The organism is Serratia rhizosphaerae (genome assembly GCF_009817885.1).
In the GTDB taxonomy this organism is placed as follows: Bacteria; Pseudomonadota; Gammaproteobacteria; order Enterobacterales; family Enterobacteriaceae; genus Serratia_B; species Serratia_B rhizosphaerae.
Genome location: NZ_CP041764.1, coordinates 4,200,638 through 4,215,067 on the forward strand (window position 1 = coordinate 4,200,638; position 14,430 = coordinate 4,215,067).

Consider the following 14,430-nt stretch of genomic DNA (forward strand, 5'->3'; position numbering starts at 1 on the left):
ATCCCGGCATGCAATAGCCTGAATAGGCGGGGAAAAACGTGTCAGCTTCGGCGTTTGCCGTGGCGCGTCAGGCGAAGATATCGACGCCGTCAACCGCCCGCGCCAGCGCCTGCAGGGTTGGCGGAGCGGCCGTCGCCTCTGCCGGCAGATCCGCGCCGCCGTGCTGCTCACGGTAGGACGGCGATCGGCCGTGTTCCTGTGAGGCCTGCTGCTGCGACTGCTGCGGCGTCGCGTCGCCGCCAACGCTGCTCTGGCCCAGATTGATGCCGCTTTCCGCCAGCGCATGGCGCAGATGCGGTATGGCGGCTTCCGCCGCGGCGCGCACCTGGCCGTGCGCCGAGGTGATATGCAGCTGCGCCTGCTGATCGTCCAGCTTCAACGTAATCTGCAGCGACCCCAGTTCCTGAGGATGCAGGCGCAGTTCGGCGCTCTGCTGGCCGCCACGGTGGAACATCAGCACCTGCTGGCTTAATGCCTGCTGCCATTCCGGGCTGCCGAGCGGCGCGTTCAGTAGCGGCGCGGACGGAGCCGCTACCGCCGCTGCGGGCTGTGACGCGGTGAACTGCGGGCCGGCGGCGGCCGGCGTCATGGCGTGCTGCGAGGCCGGCGACGATGCGCTATCGGCGCTCAGCGGTACGCGATCGGCGGTGAAGACGTCCGTTTTGAACGTCTGCGGTGCGGCGTCGGCTTCGCTATTTTGCGGAGCCGGGGCCTGATGAGACGTTACCGGCATCGCGAAGCGCCCGGCAGACGGCGCGGTATCGTCATGCAATGCGCCGATCAATGAGGCCGCCGGGGCCGACGGCCTGCCGGGCTGGCGGTTATCCGCCGGCGCCGGGACAGCGCGTTGTTCATCCGGCTGCGGTGCCGCGATCGCCGGCAGCATGGCCAACAGCGCCTGTAAGGTGGCGGCATCCGGCGCGTCATGGCTTTTCAGTGCGGATACGGGCGGGGGTTCCGACGCGTCATCCTGCGCCACCGTCGCGTTGAGCGGCGCTCGTGCGGTGAGGTTCGTCAGCGTTTTGAGCTGTTCCGGTACGTTCAGCAGCTGGCTGAGCGCACCACCGTCCGGCGTCGGTTCCGCATCGGCGGCCAGAGGCTGCAGTTGCGGCACGTCCGCGTGCTGCCCGGCGGGGCGAAAACGCTCGCCCAGCAGCTGCGCGAACGCCGATGACAGCGCATCGCTATCGGCAGCCGGCGCCAGACCGTCGGTTGCGGCATCGCCTGCGGGCGCCATAACGGGCAAAAGGGTGAGGTTCATAGGTTACTGTTCCTGTGTGAACGACGTTGAGCAAACTCGTCCATCAATTTTTGGTCACGTTTATTTTCCTGCTGCTGTTCGGCGTGCAGCGCGCGCGTATGCAGGGTGTCGAAGGCGTTCAGCCGCTGCTGTTTGTCCTGCCACTGCGTTATCGCCTGTTCCACTTTCTGGCTCCGTTGTTGCAGCTGCTGGCGGTGCTGGCTGATGGCCTGCTCCAGCGTGGCGATAAACTGCTGATAGTTTTGCCAGCTGGCGGAACCCATGCCATGGCTCAGCGTGGCGTTGAGTTTTTGCCGGTACTCATCCTGGTAATTAAGCAGCATGGAAAGCTGCTGCTCCGCCGCCTGCTGCGCCTGGCGCGCCTGGCCCAGCTGCTGCGTGGCCTGTTCTACCGCCTTTTGCGCCAGGTCGCGCAGCGTCAGCAGTGGCGAGTTTGATTTCATCGTGCCGTGCTCCCGGTCGGTTAAACGATCAACTGTTGCAGTTGCTGACAGGCTTCGTCATAACCGCTGCGTTCGAAAATACCCTGTTGCAGATAGGCCTCCATCTGCGGATACAGCGCCATCGCCTTGTCCAGCAGCGGATCGCTGCCGGCCGAATAGGCGCCGACGCTGATCAGATCGCGGTTGCGCTGATAGCTGGCCAGCATCTGTTTGAAATCGCGCACCCGGCGGTAGTGATCCTGGTCGATCAGCGCGGTCATCGCGCGGCTGATGGACGCTTCGATGTCGATGGCCGGGTAGTGGCCGGACTCTGCCAGGCGGCGCGACAGCACCACATGGCCGTCGAGAATGGCGCGCGCTGAGTCGGCAATTGGATCCTGCTGGTCGTCGCCTTCGGTCAGTACGGTATAAAAGGCGGTGATGGAGCCGCCGCCGCTGATGCCATTGCCTGCGCGTTCCACCAGCGCCGGCAGCTTGGCGAATACCGACGGCGGGTAGCCTTTGGTAGCCGGCGGTTCGCCGATAGCCAGCGCGATTTCCCGCTGCGCCATGGCGTAACGGGTCAGGGAGTCCATAATCAGCAGTACGTGCTGACCACGATCGCGGAAATCTTCGGCAATGCGCGTGGCGTAGGCGGCGCCCTGCATCCGCAGCAGCGGCGACACGTCGGCCGGTGCGGCGATCACTACCGAACGGGCGCGGCCTTCGGCGCCGAGAATATTTTCGATAAAGTCTTTCACTTCCCGGCCGCGCTCGCCGATCAGCCCGACTACGATCACATCGGCCTGGGTATAGCGCGCCATCATGCCGAGCAGCACGCTTTTACCCACCCCGGAGCCGGCAAACAGCCCCATGCGCTGGCCGCGTCCGACGGTCAGCAGGCCGTTGATGGTGCGCACGCCGACATCCAGCACCTGTTCGATCGGCGTGCGCTGCAGCGGGTTGAACGGTGCGGTGGCCAACGGTGCGCGATAGCCGGTTTCCGGCGGCGGCAGACCGTCGAGCGGTTTGGCGCCGCCGTCCAATACCCGGCCGAGCAGGGCGGGGCCGAGCGGCAGCTGCTTACCGGCGCTTTGTCCCTCCGGTGAGAGGCGGGCGTACACCCGCGCGCCGGGCACGATGCCTTCCACATCTTCCAGCGGCATCAGAAACAGATGCTGGCCGTTAAAACCGACCACTTCGCTTTCCACTTCGTGGACCTCGCCGGCGTAGTGCCGTTCGATCAGGCAGGTGGCGCCGAGCGGCATCTGCAGGCCGGTGGCCTCCAGCACCAGACCGGTGGCGCGGGTCAGGCGGCCGTAACGGCGAACCGGCGGCGCATGTTGAATGCGCTGCTCCAGCGTATCCAGCGCGCGGAGCCAGCGGCCGAGACGGGGCGTCGTCATACGTCCCCCGGCGCCGCCAGGCGGCAGATTTCGTGCCAGCGGGTGGCCAGGCTGGCGTCGAGGTCGCCTTCCTCGGCGCTGACTTTACAGCCGCCGGGGTGCAGTTCGCCGTCGGCCAGCAGCCGCCAGCCGTGCAGGCTCAGGGTTACCCCGAGCTGCTGCTCCACGCGTGGGTAATCGTCGGGATGTACGCGCAGCTGCGGCTTGCCGCTGAACATCGGCTCTTGCTGAATCAGTTGCTGGATCTGCGCCAGCAGGGCGCTGCCGTCGCAGACCGGCGGCTGGCCGAGCACCTGTTTGGCGGCGGTGAGCGCCAGCTGCATCAGGCGCGCGGCGATCACGCTGTCCAGTGCGTCCAGCGTATGCTGGAATTCGCCGATCATCTGCCGCCACTGCTCGGTCAGCGGCTGCTGTTGCTGTTCACCCTGTTCGATGCCCTGTAGTCGGCCTTCTTCAAGGCCTTGCTGATAGCCTTCCTGATAGCCCTGTTGCCGGCCTTCGTCATGGCCCAACTGATGGCCCTGCTGCTGCGCCTGCAGTCGCAGCGCTTCCCGATGCTGCCGCTCACTTTCCGCCTCATCCGGCGGCGCGCTCTCCGGCTCGGCCGGCGGCGTATCGTTTTCCGGCGTTGTTTCCGCGGTTGCGGACGTCGCTAAATCGTTAAGACGCCATGGCTGCCAGGCGAGTGGGGAGCTGCTGTCAGACATAAGTATCCTCGCCGCCGCCGATAATCATTTCGCCGCTTTCCGCCAGACGACGGACGATCAGCAAAATTGCCTTCTGTTCGTTCTCCACCTGCGACATCCGCACCGGGCCGCGGTTGGCCAGGTCGTCGCGCAGAATGTCGGCGGCGCGTTGCGACATATTCTTGAGGAACTTCTCGCGCAGCGGCTGCTCGGCGCCTTTCAGAGCGACCAGCAGCGATTCGCCTTCCACGTCCTGAAGCAGGCGCTGGATACTGCGATCGTCGACCTCCACCAGGTTTTCGAACAGGAACATTTCGTCGATGATCTTCTGTGCCAGCTCGCCGTCGTAGTCGCGCATCGCATCGATCACCGCTTCTTCCTGATGGGTCTTCATCAGGTTGATGATTTCGGCGGCGGTGCGCACCCCGCCCATTTTGCTGCGCTTGAGGTTCTGGCCGTCGAGCAGGTTGTTGAGCACCTCGGTCAGCTCCGCCAGCGCCGCCGGCTGCACGCCGCCGAAGGTGGCGATACGCAGCATCACGTCGTTGCGCAGGCGTTCTTCAAACTGCGCCAGAATATCCGCCGCCTGACCGCGTTTCAGATGCACCAAAATGGTGGCGATAATCTGCGGATGTTCGTCGCGGATCAGATCGGCCGCGCTCTGCGGCTCCATAAAGTTGAGCGTTTCCATCCCGGAGGTGGTTTCCCGCGATTCGAGAATATCTTCCAGCAGGCTGGAGGCGCGCTCTTCGCCCAGCGCTTTCACCAAGACCGAACGCAGATAGTCGCTGGCGTTGACGCTGAGAGCGGCATACTGTTCGGCATCGTCCTCAAACTCCGTCAGAATGTCGCCCAGCTGTTTGTGCGACACCTGCCGCATGCTGGCCATGGTGCCGCTCAGCTGTTGCACTTCGCGCGACGAGAGGTGTTTGAATACCTCGGCCGCGCGGTCTTCTCCCAGCGTCATCAGCAGGATGGCGCTTTTTTCTGTACCTGTCAGACTCATAATTCGTTACTCATCCATTGGCGGATTACCAGGGCGATAATGCGCGGATCTTTATCCGCCAAATCGCGGATGCGCTGGCTCTGGACTTCGGCGCTGACGCGCTGCTGTGAACGCTTGTGCTGCGCCAACTCCTCGTTGCTGGGTTTACTGCCGCCTTCGGCAGAGGGGGCCGGCGTGGCGGCGGCCTGTTGCTGCGCCTGGCGGTTTTGCCACTGCGGACGCACCAGCTTGCGCCACAGCAGCCAGGCGATCAGCGCGATCAGCAGATAGCGGCCGGCGTTCAGCAGTTGATCGATAAAGTGCTGCGACTGCCAGAACGGCAGTTCGCCGCCGCCGGTCTCCACATCACTGAACGGCGAGTTGACCACGTTCAATGTGTCGCCGCGTTCGCTGGAGTAGCCCATTGCTTCGCGCACCAGCGCTTCCACCTGCGCCAGCTGCGTTTTGCCCATCATTACCGGTTTACCGTCTTTATCCGTGCCGAGAGTGTTGAGCACCACGGCGACGGACAGGCGCTGCACCGTGCCGGCTTTGTGCTGGGTATGGCGGATGGTGCGGTCAACTTCATAGTTGGTGGTTTCGTCGCGACGGCTGCTGTGCGGCCCGCTGACGGTGTTCTCGCCACGTGCATTATCCGCCGTGGCTTTGTCGGCACGGGGCTGGGCGTCCGCGTTATTGGCCGGCGGCGTTTCAATCGGCGCCGTCGGCGCTGCGCTTGGCTGATTGGAGAGCGCGCCCGGTACGCCGCCCACCTGCGGGCCGCCGACCTGATCGCTCTGGCTCAGCTGGCGCGAGCGGATGGCGGCTTTCTCCGACGTGGGGTTAGGCTGGTATTGCTCGTCGGTCTGTTCGCGAGTGGCGAAATCGATCTGCGCGGTCACCTGCGCCCGTACGTTGGCGCTGCCGACGATCGGCGCCAGAATCGCTTCAATGCGGCGCTGGTAGCGGCCTTCCACTTCGCCGGCGTATTTCAGCTGCGCGGCGTTAAGATCGCGCCCGTTGCCGTCGGATTGCGTCAGCAGACGGCCGGCTTGATCGACCACCGTCACGTTGCCCGGCGGCAGGCCGGCCACGCTGCTGGCGACCATATAGACGATGGCGTTGATTTGGCCGTCATCCAGCGCCCGGCCCGGTTGCAGCGTCAGAGTGACCGAGGCGGAAGGGGATTTTTGCTCACGCACAAACAGCGACGGCTTGGGCATCGCCAGGTGCACCCGCGCATTCTGCACCGGCCCCAGCGATTCGATGGTGCGCGACAGTTCACCTTCGAGCGCCCGCTGATAGTTGATCTGCTCGCTGAACTGGCTGATGCCGAATTTTTCCTGATCGAGCAGTTCAAAACCGACGGCGCCGCCTTTCGGCAGCCCTTGCTGCGCCAGACGCAGGCGGGTTTCATGGACGTTATCGGCGGGAACCATCAGCGCAGAACCGTTATCGGCGAAGCGGTAGGGGATGTTCATCTGCGTGAGCTGCGTGACGATGGCGCCGCCGTCACGGTCGTTCAGGTTGCTGTACAACACGCGATAATCTGGACTTTTCACCCATAACAACAGCGCCACCACGATGGCTACCGCGGCGGAGGCCGCAATCAGCAACGGGATTTTAGGATTGGCGCGCAGGCGGTTCCACTGGGCCTGAAGGCCATTTTCACGGTTTTCACCGTGGGTTATTGAGGCGCTCATGCTGGCCCCTTACCTGGCTGAACAAAATGCTTAGCGTTGTGTGGTGACAAAACAGACTCCATGATGCACATAACTTGACGGGTTAAAACTGCCCCCATTTTGGGCATGCCATTATTTGCCCTGAGCGCGGATTTTGATGGCCCGATAAGCCGCGTTTTTTGTGGTTAATTAGCCGCTTTAGCGGCAGAGGGGCGTGTTAGGGTGTGCATCATCAAAATTGTATCGGGTATACAGAGACCCGGCGGCGACAACCACCACAGGGGGAAGAATGGCGATTCAGGGGATTGAAGGGGTACTGCAGCAGTTACAGGCCACGGCGCTGCAGGCCGGCGGTTCCACCACCGCGCAGCCGGCGCAGGGCGTCAGCTTCGCCGGTGAGCTGAAGGCCGCACTGGGTAAAATCAGCGATAACCAGCAGGCGGCGCGCAAACAGGCGCAGGATTTTGAGCGGGGTGTGCCGGGCATCAGCCTGAATGATGTGATGGTGGATCTGCAAAAATCATCGGTGTCGATGCAGCTGGGCATCCAGGTTCGTAATAAGCTGGTGGCGGCGTATCAGGATGTGATGAATATGCAGGTGTAGCGGGGTAAGGCGGCTGACAGATGGGTGATGCCCAGGCAGGAAAGGTGAGTGTCCCTAATCATAAATCGTCCTCTGGTCGGCTGGCTGCCACCCACCCCCAAAGGTTGGCCGTCCGGCTGTTAAAAAGGCGTTCAGGACGCATTCCGGTGTTAGACGCCGTCATTTTATTGTGGAAATAGCCGCTTGGCCCATCGTGCTCGTCCTGTCTTTGGGGAAATCCACGTATTTATAATATCAGCCGTTTTTCTTAAATGCTTCGAAGTCGCATGTGTCTTTTACGGTTGTTCATGGCCATTGTGGATGATTTGGACGCGTTAAAAAAGAAACTGGTGATTGTTTTTTGCTCAACTATCCTAAGTATGAAAGTGAAATAATTTTTATGTATTTTCCAGAGTACTCTTTCATAACTGGAGGTGGTTGCCATGCAGAACGATCCCTATTTTTTACGGGTGGCTAGAGGTGAGGTTATCTTGTCGCAGGTCTCAAAGATGCTGGGATGGAAGTTTGTCCACTATGATGATGATGCGATGAAAGTTCAGGTGGAGTACGACGCAGAACAGGTGTTGACCAATCCGCTGGGTTGTATTCAGGGAGGGATCCTGTCGGCAATGCTGGATGATGCGATGGGGCCGGCGGTCTATATTACGCTGCCGACGCCACTGTTGGCGGTAACGATTGAATCAAAAACCAGTTTTATCAGTCCGGCGCAGCCGGGGAAGATCAAAGGCATCGGGAAAATAGTGCGCAAGACAGGCTCCATCGTGTTTACCGAAGGTTTCTTGCATAATGCCGAGGGCGATCTGATTGCAACCGGCAGTGCGACGTTCAAACTTGGCAAATACGGCAGGATGCCGATTCCCTGGCAGGGGTAGGTGATGTGTCGGCGCCGGCTGAGGGTATGCAAACCGGCGTCGTAGTATGTTAATTAATAAAGTTAAATTATAATTTCAGCGTATAAACACGCGAACTTTCTCCCCACGGATGGTAGCCGATGCCGTTGGAAACGAAATGCTGTTTTTCGTAAAAGCCTTCCAGGTCGGTGCAAAGATGCAGGTGACGGAACCCCACCCCCTTGGCCTGTGTCGCGATATGCTGAATAAGCCGGGTGGCGTGGCCCTGACTGCGATGCTGTTCTTCAATAAACAGCGCGCATAGCCAGGGATACAGCTCGCCACGGCTGATAAAATCATTAGTGATTAGCCCCGCACAGCCGATAATTTCCTGATTCTGCATCAGCAGATACCATTGCGGCAGCGGATTTTCTGCGCCGATGGCATGGATAATGGCGTCGCGATACATCATCATCGTTTCTGGCGTAGCCCACTGGCGTTGAAAATAGGCGATGGCGGCTTCGGCGAGCTCCGGGTGTTCCCGGACGGATATTATTTTCATAATGAATAGGGTTAATATATTGTCTGAGATGATATTCTAATTGAAAATTATCATATATGGAATTAATACCTGATAAATGATGTGTAAAGTGACTCACGTCGATATATTAAACATTTGCTCAGAAAAAAAACGGTATGACGTAGTTATTTTAAAATCAATAAATTAAAATCCGGACTTTATTATTGATATAACTAACACAGGGAACAGTATGAGTTTAAAAAGTGAAACCGGATGGCGTAGAATAAGCGTTGTGATGATAGCCATTCTGATGATATTAATCTATCTCATGATGACACAATGATCGTTTACGGCCATGGTGACATGGCCGCTTGCATGGTCAGGCGCGGGCTGACCCGCCACGGGAGTCGGTCTGCCAGTAAAAACAAAAAGTCAACAAATATATAACAAAATGGCACAAAATAATTAAACTTTTTTGGCGTGAAATTATAATTCCTGCGATTTTGACAGAACGACTCTGTAGGACGGATTCTATGGTTGCAGCAATTATCATCGGTATTTTCATTATCAGCTTTATTTACGCCCACTCCCGCGGGCAGGAAAAACAAAAAGTTAGCAGACAACTTTTCGATCACTCCACTTTTATGGGGCCGTTCAACATGTTTATGACCGGTTTCTCCCGCCTGCCGGCGAAACAACCTTACTTTGCACCGCAGACTTTTCCCGAGCTGCAACAGTTGACGGACAACTGGCGGGTGATTCGCGAGGAAGCCCTGCGCCTGCAGGATCATATCAAAGCGGCGATGTTCGCCGAACTGCCCGCCGGCAGCCATCTGGGTAAACACCGGGATCCTTACGCAGGGTCGGTGCGTTATCACCTGGGGCTGGTGACGCCGAATGACGACCGTTGCTTTATCGACGTGGATCGTCAACGTCACAGCTGGCGTGACGGTCAGGCGGTAATTTTTGACGAAACCTATGTGCACTGGGCGCAAAACGGCACGGAGCAGACGCGCATTATCCTGTTCTGCGATATCGAACGACCGATGAAGTGGGGCTGGGCGCAGGCGGTGAACCGCTGGGTCGGCAGGACGCTGATGTCGGCAGCCAGTTCGCCCAATAATGAGCAGGATCGCACCGGCTTGATCAACCGCATTTTTAAGTACGTCAATGCGATCCGCGATGCGGGCCAGCGGTTGAAACAACGCAATCGCCGCGGCTATTACCTGCTGAAATGGCTGCTTATCGCTGCCATCTTCGCCGCCATTATTCTCCCGAGCCTGCGCTAAACCATCGCGCCTTGTCTCCCTCTGTGAAATGGCGTGATGTTTTCAGCCGCTTGCCGGCTCCATCACGCGCTGATGCCCGCGGATGGCGGTGGGGGCAAAACCGAAGCGTTTACGAAAACGCTCGGCAAAGCGGGAGGCGCTTTCATAGCCGACATGTTGAGCGATGACCGAAATCGGCCAGTCGGTGGATTGCAGCAACGCCAGCGCGCTGCTCATGCGCACGTCAATCATCAGGTTGCGCAGGGCGGTATTTTCCGCCGACAGCTTGCGCCGCAGCACCACTTCACTCATTGATAAACTGGCGGCTACTTTTGCCGCACTCCAGATGCTGTGCGGATCGGTGGCCAGGCAGCGGCGTACGCGCTGCGTCAGATCTTTGACTTCGCCGTGGACGAACTTGACCCCGTACTGCGCCAGCCAAAGCAAAATCTCCAGCAGTTTATGGCGGGTAATCGCCGGTGGAAAGCTGTGGTGCAGCGTAAGCGCCAGATGTGTGGTTTCAAAGCTGTGAATAAATCCGCAGGGGATATTCGCTAACGTCCGGACGCCGGAAAATGTACTGGCCGCGGACACATCGATCTGCGCTGGAGAGGCGGCGAACAGCAGCGGATCGCAGGTGATCAAATGGCAGCTGAAACGACCGTCACTGGACAGACTGTTAATAATATCAACGGTTTGTCCGCCATCAATCAGCAGTAAATCGCCGGCGTTCGCCACCACTTCATGCTGTTGCCAACGGATGCGTTTGCTCCCCTCCTGGATCAGGTACAGGTGAGGTTGTTCGAAATATACTGAAGGGAGTAGCAGTTCAGTATGTTGAATAATATGCGCCGAGCTACCGATCCCGGGACAAAGATTAATTGTGCGTTCCATCGATATTCGCTTCGCAGCCAGTCTCTGAGAATATCTTTACGCGTTGCCGCCCATTGGAGCAACTTTTTTCCATACGCGGTGACGCGCAGTTCTGCTTATTTCCTGCCAAAAATTAATTTCCTGCTGAACAGAAAACGTCCATGTCGGGATGATATTTATCCACGATGTATCCCGCCGGGCCAAACGGTATCTGTCAGGGAAACCACCGCCGCCGAGAATAGATCAGACAGAATAAACGAAAAGTGTGCCGGGCGTTAAGCCTCATCAGCCGTACGGCCGGTGGCAGAAGCCGGGTAGGACGCTTATTGTTGGCTCTGCGGCTCCCCTAACAGCAGGGCGCGGTCGTGAAATTGCCCGTAGGTGGCGTTAACGGCGTTTTGTCGCGTCGACTGATCGATTAAGGATTTTAATTCTGTCAGACGCTGCTGCAATAAGGCGCGCAGCTGCGTTTCATTATCCAGTATTTGCTGCAGTTTATGGCGTAACAGTTCCTGCAGCGCGATGGATGAGGCCATCACGTCAGAGAACTCTGCGGTTTTTTCCACCGCGGTGACATAGGTCAGCTCAAGTTCCACCAGGCGATCCCAGTCGCCGCTTTGCGCCAGCGCGAGCATTTGCGCGCTGAGGGTGGCGATATGCTGATATGCGGATAACAGTTGCTGTTGACGTTCCATTAAATGGCGTCCTGCGCGGGTTGATAATTGGGGCCGATCTGTCGCCAGGCGTCAGCGATATTTTCCAGCAGCTTCGCCACTTCGTCGAGCGCCTGCGGGTCGTTATGCAGATTGGCCTGCAGCAGACGGCGTTTCATATAATCGTACAGCGCGTCGAGCTGCGCGGCGATCTCGCCGCCCTGTTGGTGGTCGAGCCCGCTTTTCAGGCCATTGTCGATAATGTTTATCGCCTTGGACAGCGCCTGGCCCTTGCCGGTGATATTGCCTTGTTCCATCAGTATGCGCGCGCGCGACAGGGCGTTTTGCGCCCCGTCGAATAGCATTACGATTAACTGATGCGGACTGGCGCTCATGACGCCGCTTTCTAAACCGACCTGTGCGTAGGCCTGTGTTCCGCTACGGTTGTACATGCTGTTTTATTTACCTGTGGTTAATCTGCGTTAAGAGAACTGCTTATTTAAGTAGTTACTGGTGCCGTTCAGCTTCGACATCATGGTGTCCAGCTGGATAAACTGTTGTTTATAGCGGTCGATGGTGTTCTGAATACTTTCCGATACGCGGGTGATTTGCGTATTCAGCCGGTCAAGGCTGCTGTTGATGCTCTTGGTGGAACTCTCAATAATGCCGCCGGCCTTGATATAGTTCTGGATTTCGTTATGAATCTCGGTCGCCATGCCGCTGTCTTTGCCGTTGCCGGCAAAGAAGTTCGCCACCTGGTCCGGCTTGTCCTCAATCGCTTTTTTCAGCTTTTCACTGTCGACTTCCAGCTTGCCGGTTTTGATATCGGTCTTGATGCCCAGGTTGCCGAGCCCCTTCAGCTCCGGGTTATCCTGCGCGGCGCTCAGCGCGTTTTTGATTGATGACTGAATGCCACGCAGGGTGTTGTCGCCCAGCAGTGCGCCGTTGCTGTTTGACTGCGCCTCGCCGCTTTTTACCGGCGTGTACTTGGTCAGCGAGTTAAAGGTATCCAGCAGGGAATTGTAACTGTCGACCCACTCTTTGATCTTATCGGCGGAACCGCCTTTATCAGCCTCAATCACCAGGTTTTGCGACTCGCCGGGTTTGGTAAGGGTCTTCAGATCCAGCGTCACCCCCTGCAGCGCATCGGAGATAGCGTTGGTGCTGCGCTGAATCTGCGTGCCGTTGATGGTGACTTTCGCATCCTGGCCTTTCACCGTCTCCTGCAGCGCGCCCTTGCCGCTGGTGCCGTCGTAGTTCAACACCGCGCCCAATTTTGCGTCGTTATTGACCTGTACGGAAATTTTGCTCTCTTCACCCGGCGTGCTGGCGCTGATGGCCAGTTTGTACTCATTATCGCCGACGCGCATGATGCTGGCGTTAACGCCTGCCTTGGCGCCGTTGATGGCGTCGCGCATTTCCACCAGCGAGGTCTGGTCATCGCTGAGCGGGATGTTCACCGCTTTCGGCGGGTTGCCGGTGGTCAGGGTGAGGGAGCGGTCGCCGGCGCCGGCTTCGCCCAGTTTCTCCGTCTGGCTGGCAATCTTGGCGGTGGTGGTCAGCGTTTGCGGCTGCGCCAGTTGGTCAACGGTGATGGTGTAGTTGCCCGGCACCGCCTTGGCGTTGGTGGTGGCGTTGAACTGATCGTGTTTGCTGGTGGTGGTATTAGTGAAAAATTCCGGTTTAGCCAGTTCTTTACTCAGGTTGTCGAACTTTTCCAGCGCGCCCTTCAGCGTGCCGTAAGCGGTCAGCTTGGCGTTGTAGCTGCTTTGTTGCGTGGTGTAGGGCGTCAGACGCTGTTGTTCCGCCTTACTCAACTGGTCCAGTAATCCGTTCAGGTCCATGCCGGTGCTGATGCCTAATGAACTGATCGATGCCATGGGTTGTGCTCCTTGGTTGATGTATTCGCTTACTGCGTTATCGGCCCAGCGATGAAAAAGTTTACGCAAAAAAGCAAAAACCGATGGCGCAATAGAAGAGGGAAAAAGCGTGTTATTTACGCCATTGTGCTGGCACGAAAAAAAAATAAAAAAAATCTAAAGGTTGCAAGGGCAGCGCCGATACCTGAGTGGACGGTGATTGACGCCGTGGGCAACAGCCCGAACCTTTAATTGTGAATATGAATGGCACTGTGCATTCATACTGATTCGTAAGGAAACTCACACTATGGCACAAGTAATTAACACCAACAGCCTGTCGCTGATGGCGCAGAACAACCTGAACAAATCTCAGTCTTCTCTGGGTACGGCGATCGAGCGTCTGTCTTCCGGCCTGCGTATCAACAGCGCGAAGGATGATGCGGCCGGTCAGGCGATCTCCAACCGCTTCAGCGCCAACATCAAAGGCCTGACTCAGGCGTCCCGCAACGCCAACGACGGTATCTCCCTGGCGCAGACCACCGAAGGCGCGCTGAATGAAGTGAACGACAACCTGCAGAACATCCGTCGCCTGACCGTACAGGCGCAGAACGGCTCCAACTCTGACAGCGATCTGAAGTCCATCCAGGACGAAATCACCCAACGTCTGTCTGAAATCAACCGCATCTCTGAGCAAACTGACTTCAACGGCGTGAAAGTGCTGAGCAAAGATCAGTCCCTGACCATTCAGGTTGGTGCGAACGACGGCGAAACCATCAATATCGATCTGCAAAAGATTGACGCCAAGCAGCTGGGACTGGATGGCTTCGACGTGACGGTTAAAGGCCCGACCGCGGGCAGCGAAGTCGCCAAGGGCACCACCATCAAGGCGTCTACCGGCGAAGATGTCAGCTATGACCCGGATACGGCGAAGAGCGGTCTGGCAGCAGGTAAGACTCTGATCACCGGTAAGGACGCGGACGGTAAAGACACCATGTTCGTTGAAACTACCGATAAAACTACCGGTGAGAAAACCTACGCATCAGCGACCGTGGATAAAGACGGCAAAGTCACCGAAGGCGGCAGCGCCGTCACCATGAAAACGCCGCTGGATACCCTGGACAAAGCGCTGTCTCAGGTTGATAAACTGCGTTCTTCCCTGGGTGCGGTACAGAACCGTTTCGATTCTGTGATCAACAACCTGAACAGCACCGTCAACAACCTGTCCGCTTCCCAGTCGCGTATTCAGGATGCCGACTACGCGACCGAAGTGTCCAACATGAGCCGCGCCAACATCCTGCAACAGGCCGGCACCACCGTACTGGCGCAGGCAAACCAGTCGACTCAGAACGTACTGTCTCTGCTGCGTTAATCACCTCTCTCC

The 14,430-nt window shown here is 58.1% G+C and carries 16 protein-coding genes; 5 read left to right on the forward strand and 11 right to left on the reverse strand.

Annotated features, from left to right (window positions below):
• Positions 1–67 precede the first annotated feature (67 nt).
• Genes FO014_RS19480 through fliF form a run of 6 tightly spaced genes read right to left on the reverse strand, consistent with a single transcriptional unit; the run spans position 68 to position 6,463 of the window.
• Positions 68–1,261: a flagellar hook-length control protein FliK gene (locus tag FO014_RS19480; RefSeq protein ID WP_160030715.1), complete on the reverse strand. Its 1,194-nt coding sequence runs from the start codon at positions 1,259–1,261 to the stop codon at positions 68–70.
• Positions 1,258–1,704, reverse strand: coding sequence for a flagellar export protein FliJ (gene fliJ / locus FO014_RS19485; protein WP_160030716.1), 447 nt, complete (start codon positions 1,702–1,704; stop codon positions 1,258–1,260). The genes FO014_RS19480 and fliJ overlap by 4 nt, the downstream gene beginning before the upstream one ends.
• 20 nt (positions 1,705–1,724) lie before the next feature.
• Complete coding sequence (gene fliI / locus FO014_RS19490; RefSeq protein WP_160030717.1) at positions 1,725–3,089, reverse strand: flagellar protein export ATPase FliI; 1,365 nt, start codon at positions 3,087–3,089, stop codon at positions 1,725–1,727.
• On the reverse strand, positions 3,086–3,796 hold the full coding sequence (gene fliH / locus FO014_RS19495; RefSeq protein WP_160030718.1) for a flagellar assembly protein FliH: 711 nt from the start codon (positions 3,794–3,796) through the stop codon (positions 3,086–3,088). Before fliH ends, fliI begins: the two co-directional genes overlap by 4 nt.
• Complete coding sequence (fliG, locus tag FO014_RS19500; protein WP_160030719.1) at positions 3,789–4,781, reverse strand: flagellar motor switch protein FliG; 993 nt, start codon at positions 4,779–4,781, stop codon at positions 3,789–3,791. Before fliG ends, fliH begins: the two co-directional genes overlap by 8 nt.
• Positions 4,778–6,463 (reverse strand): flagellar basal-body MS-ring/collar protein FliF, encoded by a 1,686-nt coding sequence (gene fliF, locus FO014_RS19505; protein WP_160030720.1) that lies wholly within the window; start codon positions 6,461–6,463, stop codon positions 4,778–4,780. The genes fliG and fliF overlap by 4 nt, the downstream gene beginning before the upstream one ends.
• Before the next feature lie 268 nt (positions 6,464–6,731).
• Between fliF and fliE the strand changes: the two genes are divergently transcribed.
• On the forward strand, positions 6,732–7,046 hold the full coding sequence (gene fliE, locus FO014_RS19510) for a flagellar hook-basal body complex protein FliE (protein WP_160030721.1): 315 nt from the start codon (positions 6,732–6,734) through the stop codon (positions 7,044–7,046).
• 470 nt (positions 7,047–7,516) lie between these two features.
• Positions 7,517–7,918 (forward strand): PaaI family thioesterase, encoded by a 402-nt coding sequence (locus tag FO014_RS19515; protein ID WP_246168005.1) that lies wholly within the window; start codon positions 7,517–7,519, stop codon positions 7,916–7,918.
• Between the two features lie 67 nt (positions 7,919–7,985).
• Here FO014_RS19515 and FO014_RS19520 read toward each other — a convergent pair whose 3' ends face one another.
• A complete protein-coding gene (locus FO014_RS19520; protein ID WP_160030723.1) occupies positions 7,986–8,438 on the reverse strand; it encodes a GNAT family N-acetyltransferase in 453 nt (150 codons plus the stop codon).
• Positions 8,439–8,929: 491 nt separating this feature from the next.
• Between FO014_RS19520 and FO014_RS19525 the strand changes: the two genes are divergently transcribed.
• Positions 8,930–9,685 carry an aspartyl/asparaginyl beta-hydroxylase domain-containing protein gene (locus FO014_RS19525; RefSeq protein ID WP_160030724.1) on the forward strand — a complete coding sequence of 252 codons (756 nt, stop codon included), beginning with the start codon at positions 8,930–8,932 and terminating at the stop codon, positions 9,683–9,685.
• Between the two features lie 42 nt (positions 9,686–9,727).
• Here FO014_RS19525 and FO014_RS19530 read toward each other — a convergent pair whose 3' ends face one another.
• From FO014_RS19530 to fliD, 4 genes are all read right to left on the reverse strand, one after another.
• Positions 9,728–10,558, reverse strand: a complete 831-nt coding sequence (locus FO014_RS19530) for a helix-turn-helix transcriptional regulator (RefSeq protein ID WP_160030725.1) — start codon at positions 10,556–10,558, stop codon at positions 9,728–9,730.
• Positions 10,559–10,860: 302 nt separating this feature from the next.
• Positions 10,861–11,232, reverse strand: coding sequence for a flagella biosynthesis regulatory protein FliT (gene fliT, locus FO014_RS19535; protein ID WP_160030726.1), 372 nt, complete (start codon positions 11,230–11,232; stop codon positions 10,861–10,863).
• Entirely contained in the window at positions 11,232–11,642 is a 411-nt protein-coding gene (fliS, locus tag FO014_RS19540) for a flagellar export chaperone FliS (RefSeq protein WP_105231561.1), read from the reverse strand. The genes fliT and fliS overlap by 1 nt, the downstream gene beginning before the upstream one ends.
• A gap of 30 nt (positions 11,643–11,672) precedes the next feature.
• Positions 11,673–13,070 (reverse strand): flagellar filament capping protein FliD, encoded by a 1,398-nt coding sequence (gene fliD, locus FO014_RS19545; protein WP_160030727.1) that lies wholly within the window; start codon positions 13,068–13,070, stop codon positions 11,673–11,675.
• A gap of 51 nt (positions 13,071–13,121) precedes the next feature.
• Between fliD and FO014_RS19550 the strand changes: the two genes are divergently transcribed.
• Both FO014_RS19550 and FO014_RS19555 read left to right on the forward strand, forming a co-directional pair.
• Positions 13,122–13,301 carry a hypothetical protein gene (locus tag FO014_RS19550; protein ID WP_246168008.1) on the forward strand — a complete coding sequence of 60 codons (180 nt, stop codon included), beginning with the start codon at positions 13,122–13,124 and terminating at the stop codon, positions 13,299–13,301.
• A 55-nt stretch (positions 13,302–13,356) separates the two neighbouring features.
• Positions 13,357–14,418, forward strand: coding sequence for a FliC/FljB family flagellin (locus FO014_RS19555; RefSeq protein ID WP_160030728.1), 1,062 nt, complete (start codon positions 13,357–13,359; stop codon positions 14,416–14,418).
• Positions 14,419–14,430: the final 12 nt, after the last annotated feature.

What these genes read in the sequence shown, in the direction of transcription:
- FO014_RS19480 (WP_160030715.1), bottom strand. Translation starts at nt 1,261, where the DNA reads ATGAACCTCACCCTTTTGCCCGTTATGGCGCCCGCAGGCGATGCCGCA.
- fliJ (WP_160030716.1), bottom strand. Translation starts at nt 1,704, where the DNA reads ATGAAATCAAACTCGCCACTGCTGACGCTGCGCGACCTGGCGCAAAAG.
- fliI (WP_160030717.1), bottom strand. Translation starts at nt 3,089, where the DNA reads ATGACGACGCCCCGTCTCGGCCGCTGGCTCCGCGCGCTGGATACGCTG.
- fliH (WP_160030718.1), bottom strand. Translation starts at nt 3,796, where the DNA reads ATGTCTGACAGCAGCTCCCCACTCGCCTGGCAGCCATGGCGTCTTAAC.
- fliG (WP_160030719.1), bottom strand. Translation starts at nt 4,781, where the DNA reads ATGAGTCTGACAGGTACAGAAAAAAGCGCCATCCTGCTGATGACGCTG.
- fliF (WP_160030720.1), bottom strand. Translation starts at nt 6,463, where the DNA reads ATGAGCGCCTCAATAACCCACGGTGAAAACCGTGAAAATGGCCTTCAG.
- fliE (WP_160030721.1), top strand. Translation starts at nt 6,732, where the DNA reads ATGGCGATTCAGGGGATTGAAGGGGTACTGCAGCAGTTACAGGCCACG.
- FO014_RS19520 (WP_160030723.1), bottom strand. Translation starts at nt 8,438, where the DNA reads ATGAAAATAATATCCGTCCGGGAACACCCGGAGCTCGCCGAAGCCGCC.
- FO014_RS19525 (WP_160030724.1), top strand. Translation starts at nt 8,930, where the DNA reads ATGGTTGCAGCAATTATCATCGGTATTTTCATTATCAGCTTTATTTAC.
- FO014_RS19530 (WP_160030725.1), bottom strand. Translation starts at nt 10,558, where the DNA reads ATGGAACGCACAATTAATCTTTGTCCCGGGATCGGTAGCTCGGCGCAT.
- fliT (WP_160030726.1), bottom strand. Translation starts at nt 11,232, where the DNA reads ATGGAACGTCAACAGCAACTGTTATCCGCATATCAGCATATCGCCACC.
- fliS (WP_105231561.1), bottom strand. Translation starts at nt 11,642, where the DNA reads ATGTACAACCGTAGCGGAACACAGGCCTACGCACAGGTCGGTTTAGAA.
- fliD (WP_160030727.1), bottom strand. Translation starts at nt 13,070, where the DNA reads ATGGCATCGATCAGTTCATTAGGCATCAGCACCGGCATGGACCTGAAC.
- FO014_RS19550 (WP_246168008.1), top strand. Translation starts at nt 13,122, where the DNA reads ATGAAAAAGTTTACGCAAAAAAGCAAAAACCGATGGCGCAATAGAAGA.
- FO014_RS19555 (WP_160030728.1), top strand. Translation starts at nt 13,357, where the DNA reads ATGGCACAAGTAATTAACACCAACAGCCTGTCGCTGATGGCGCAGAAC.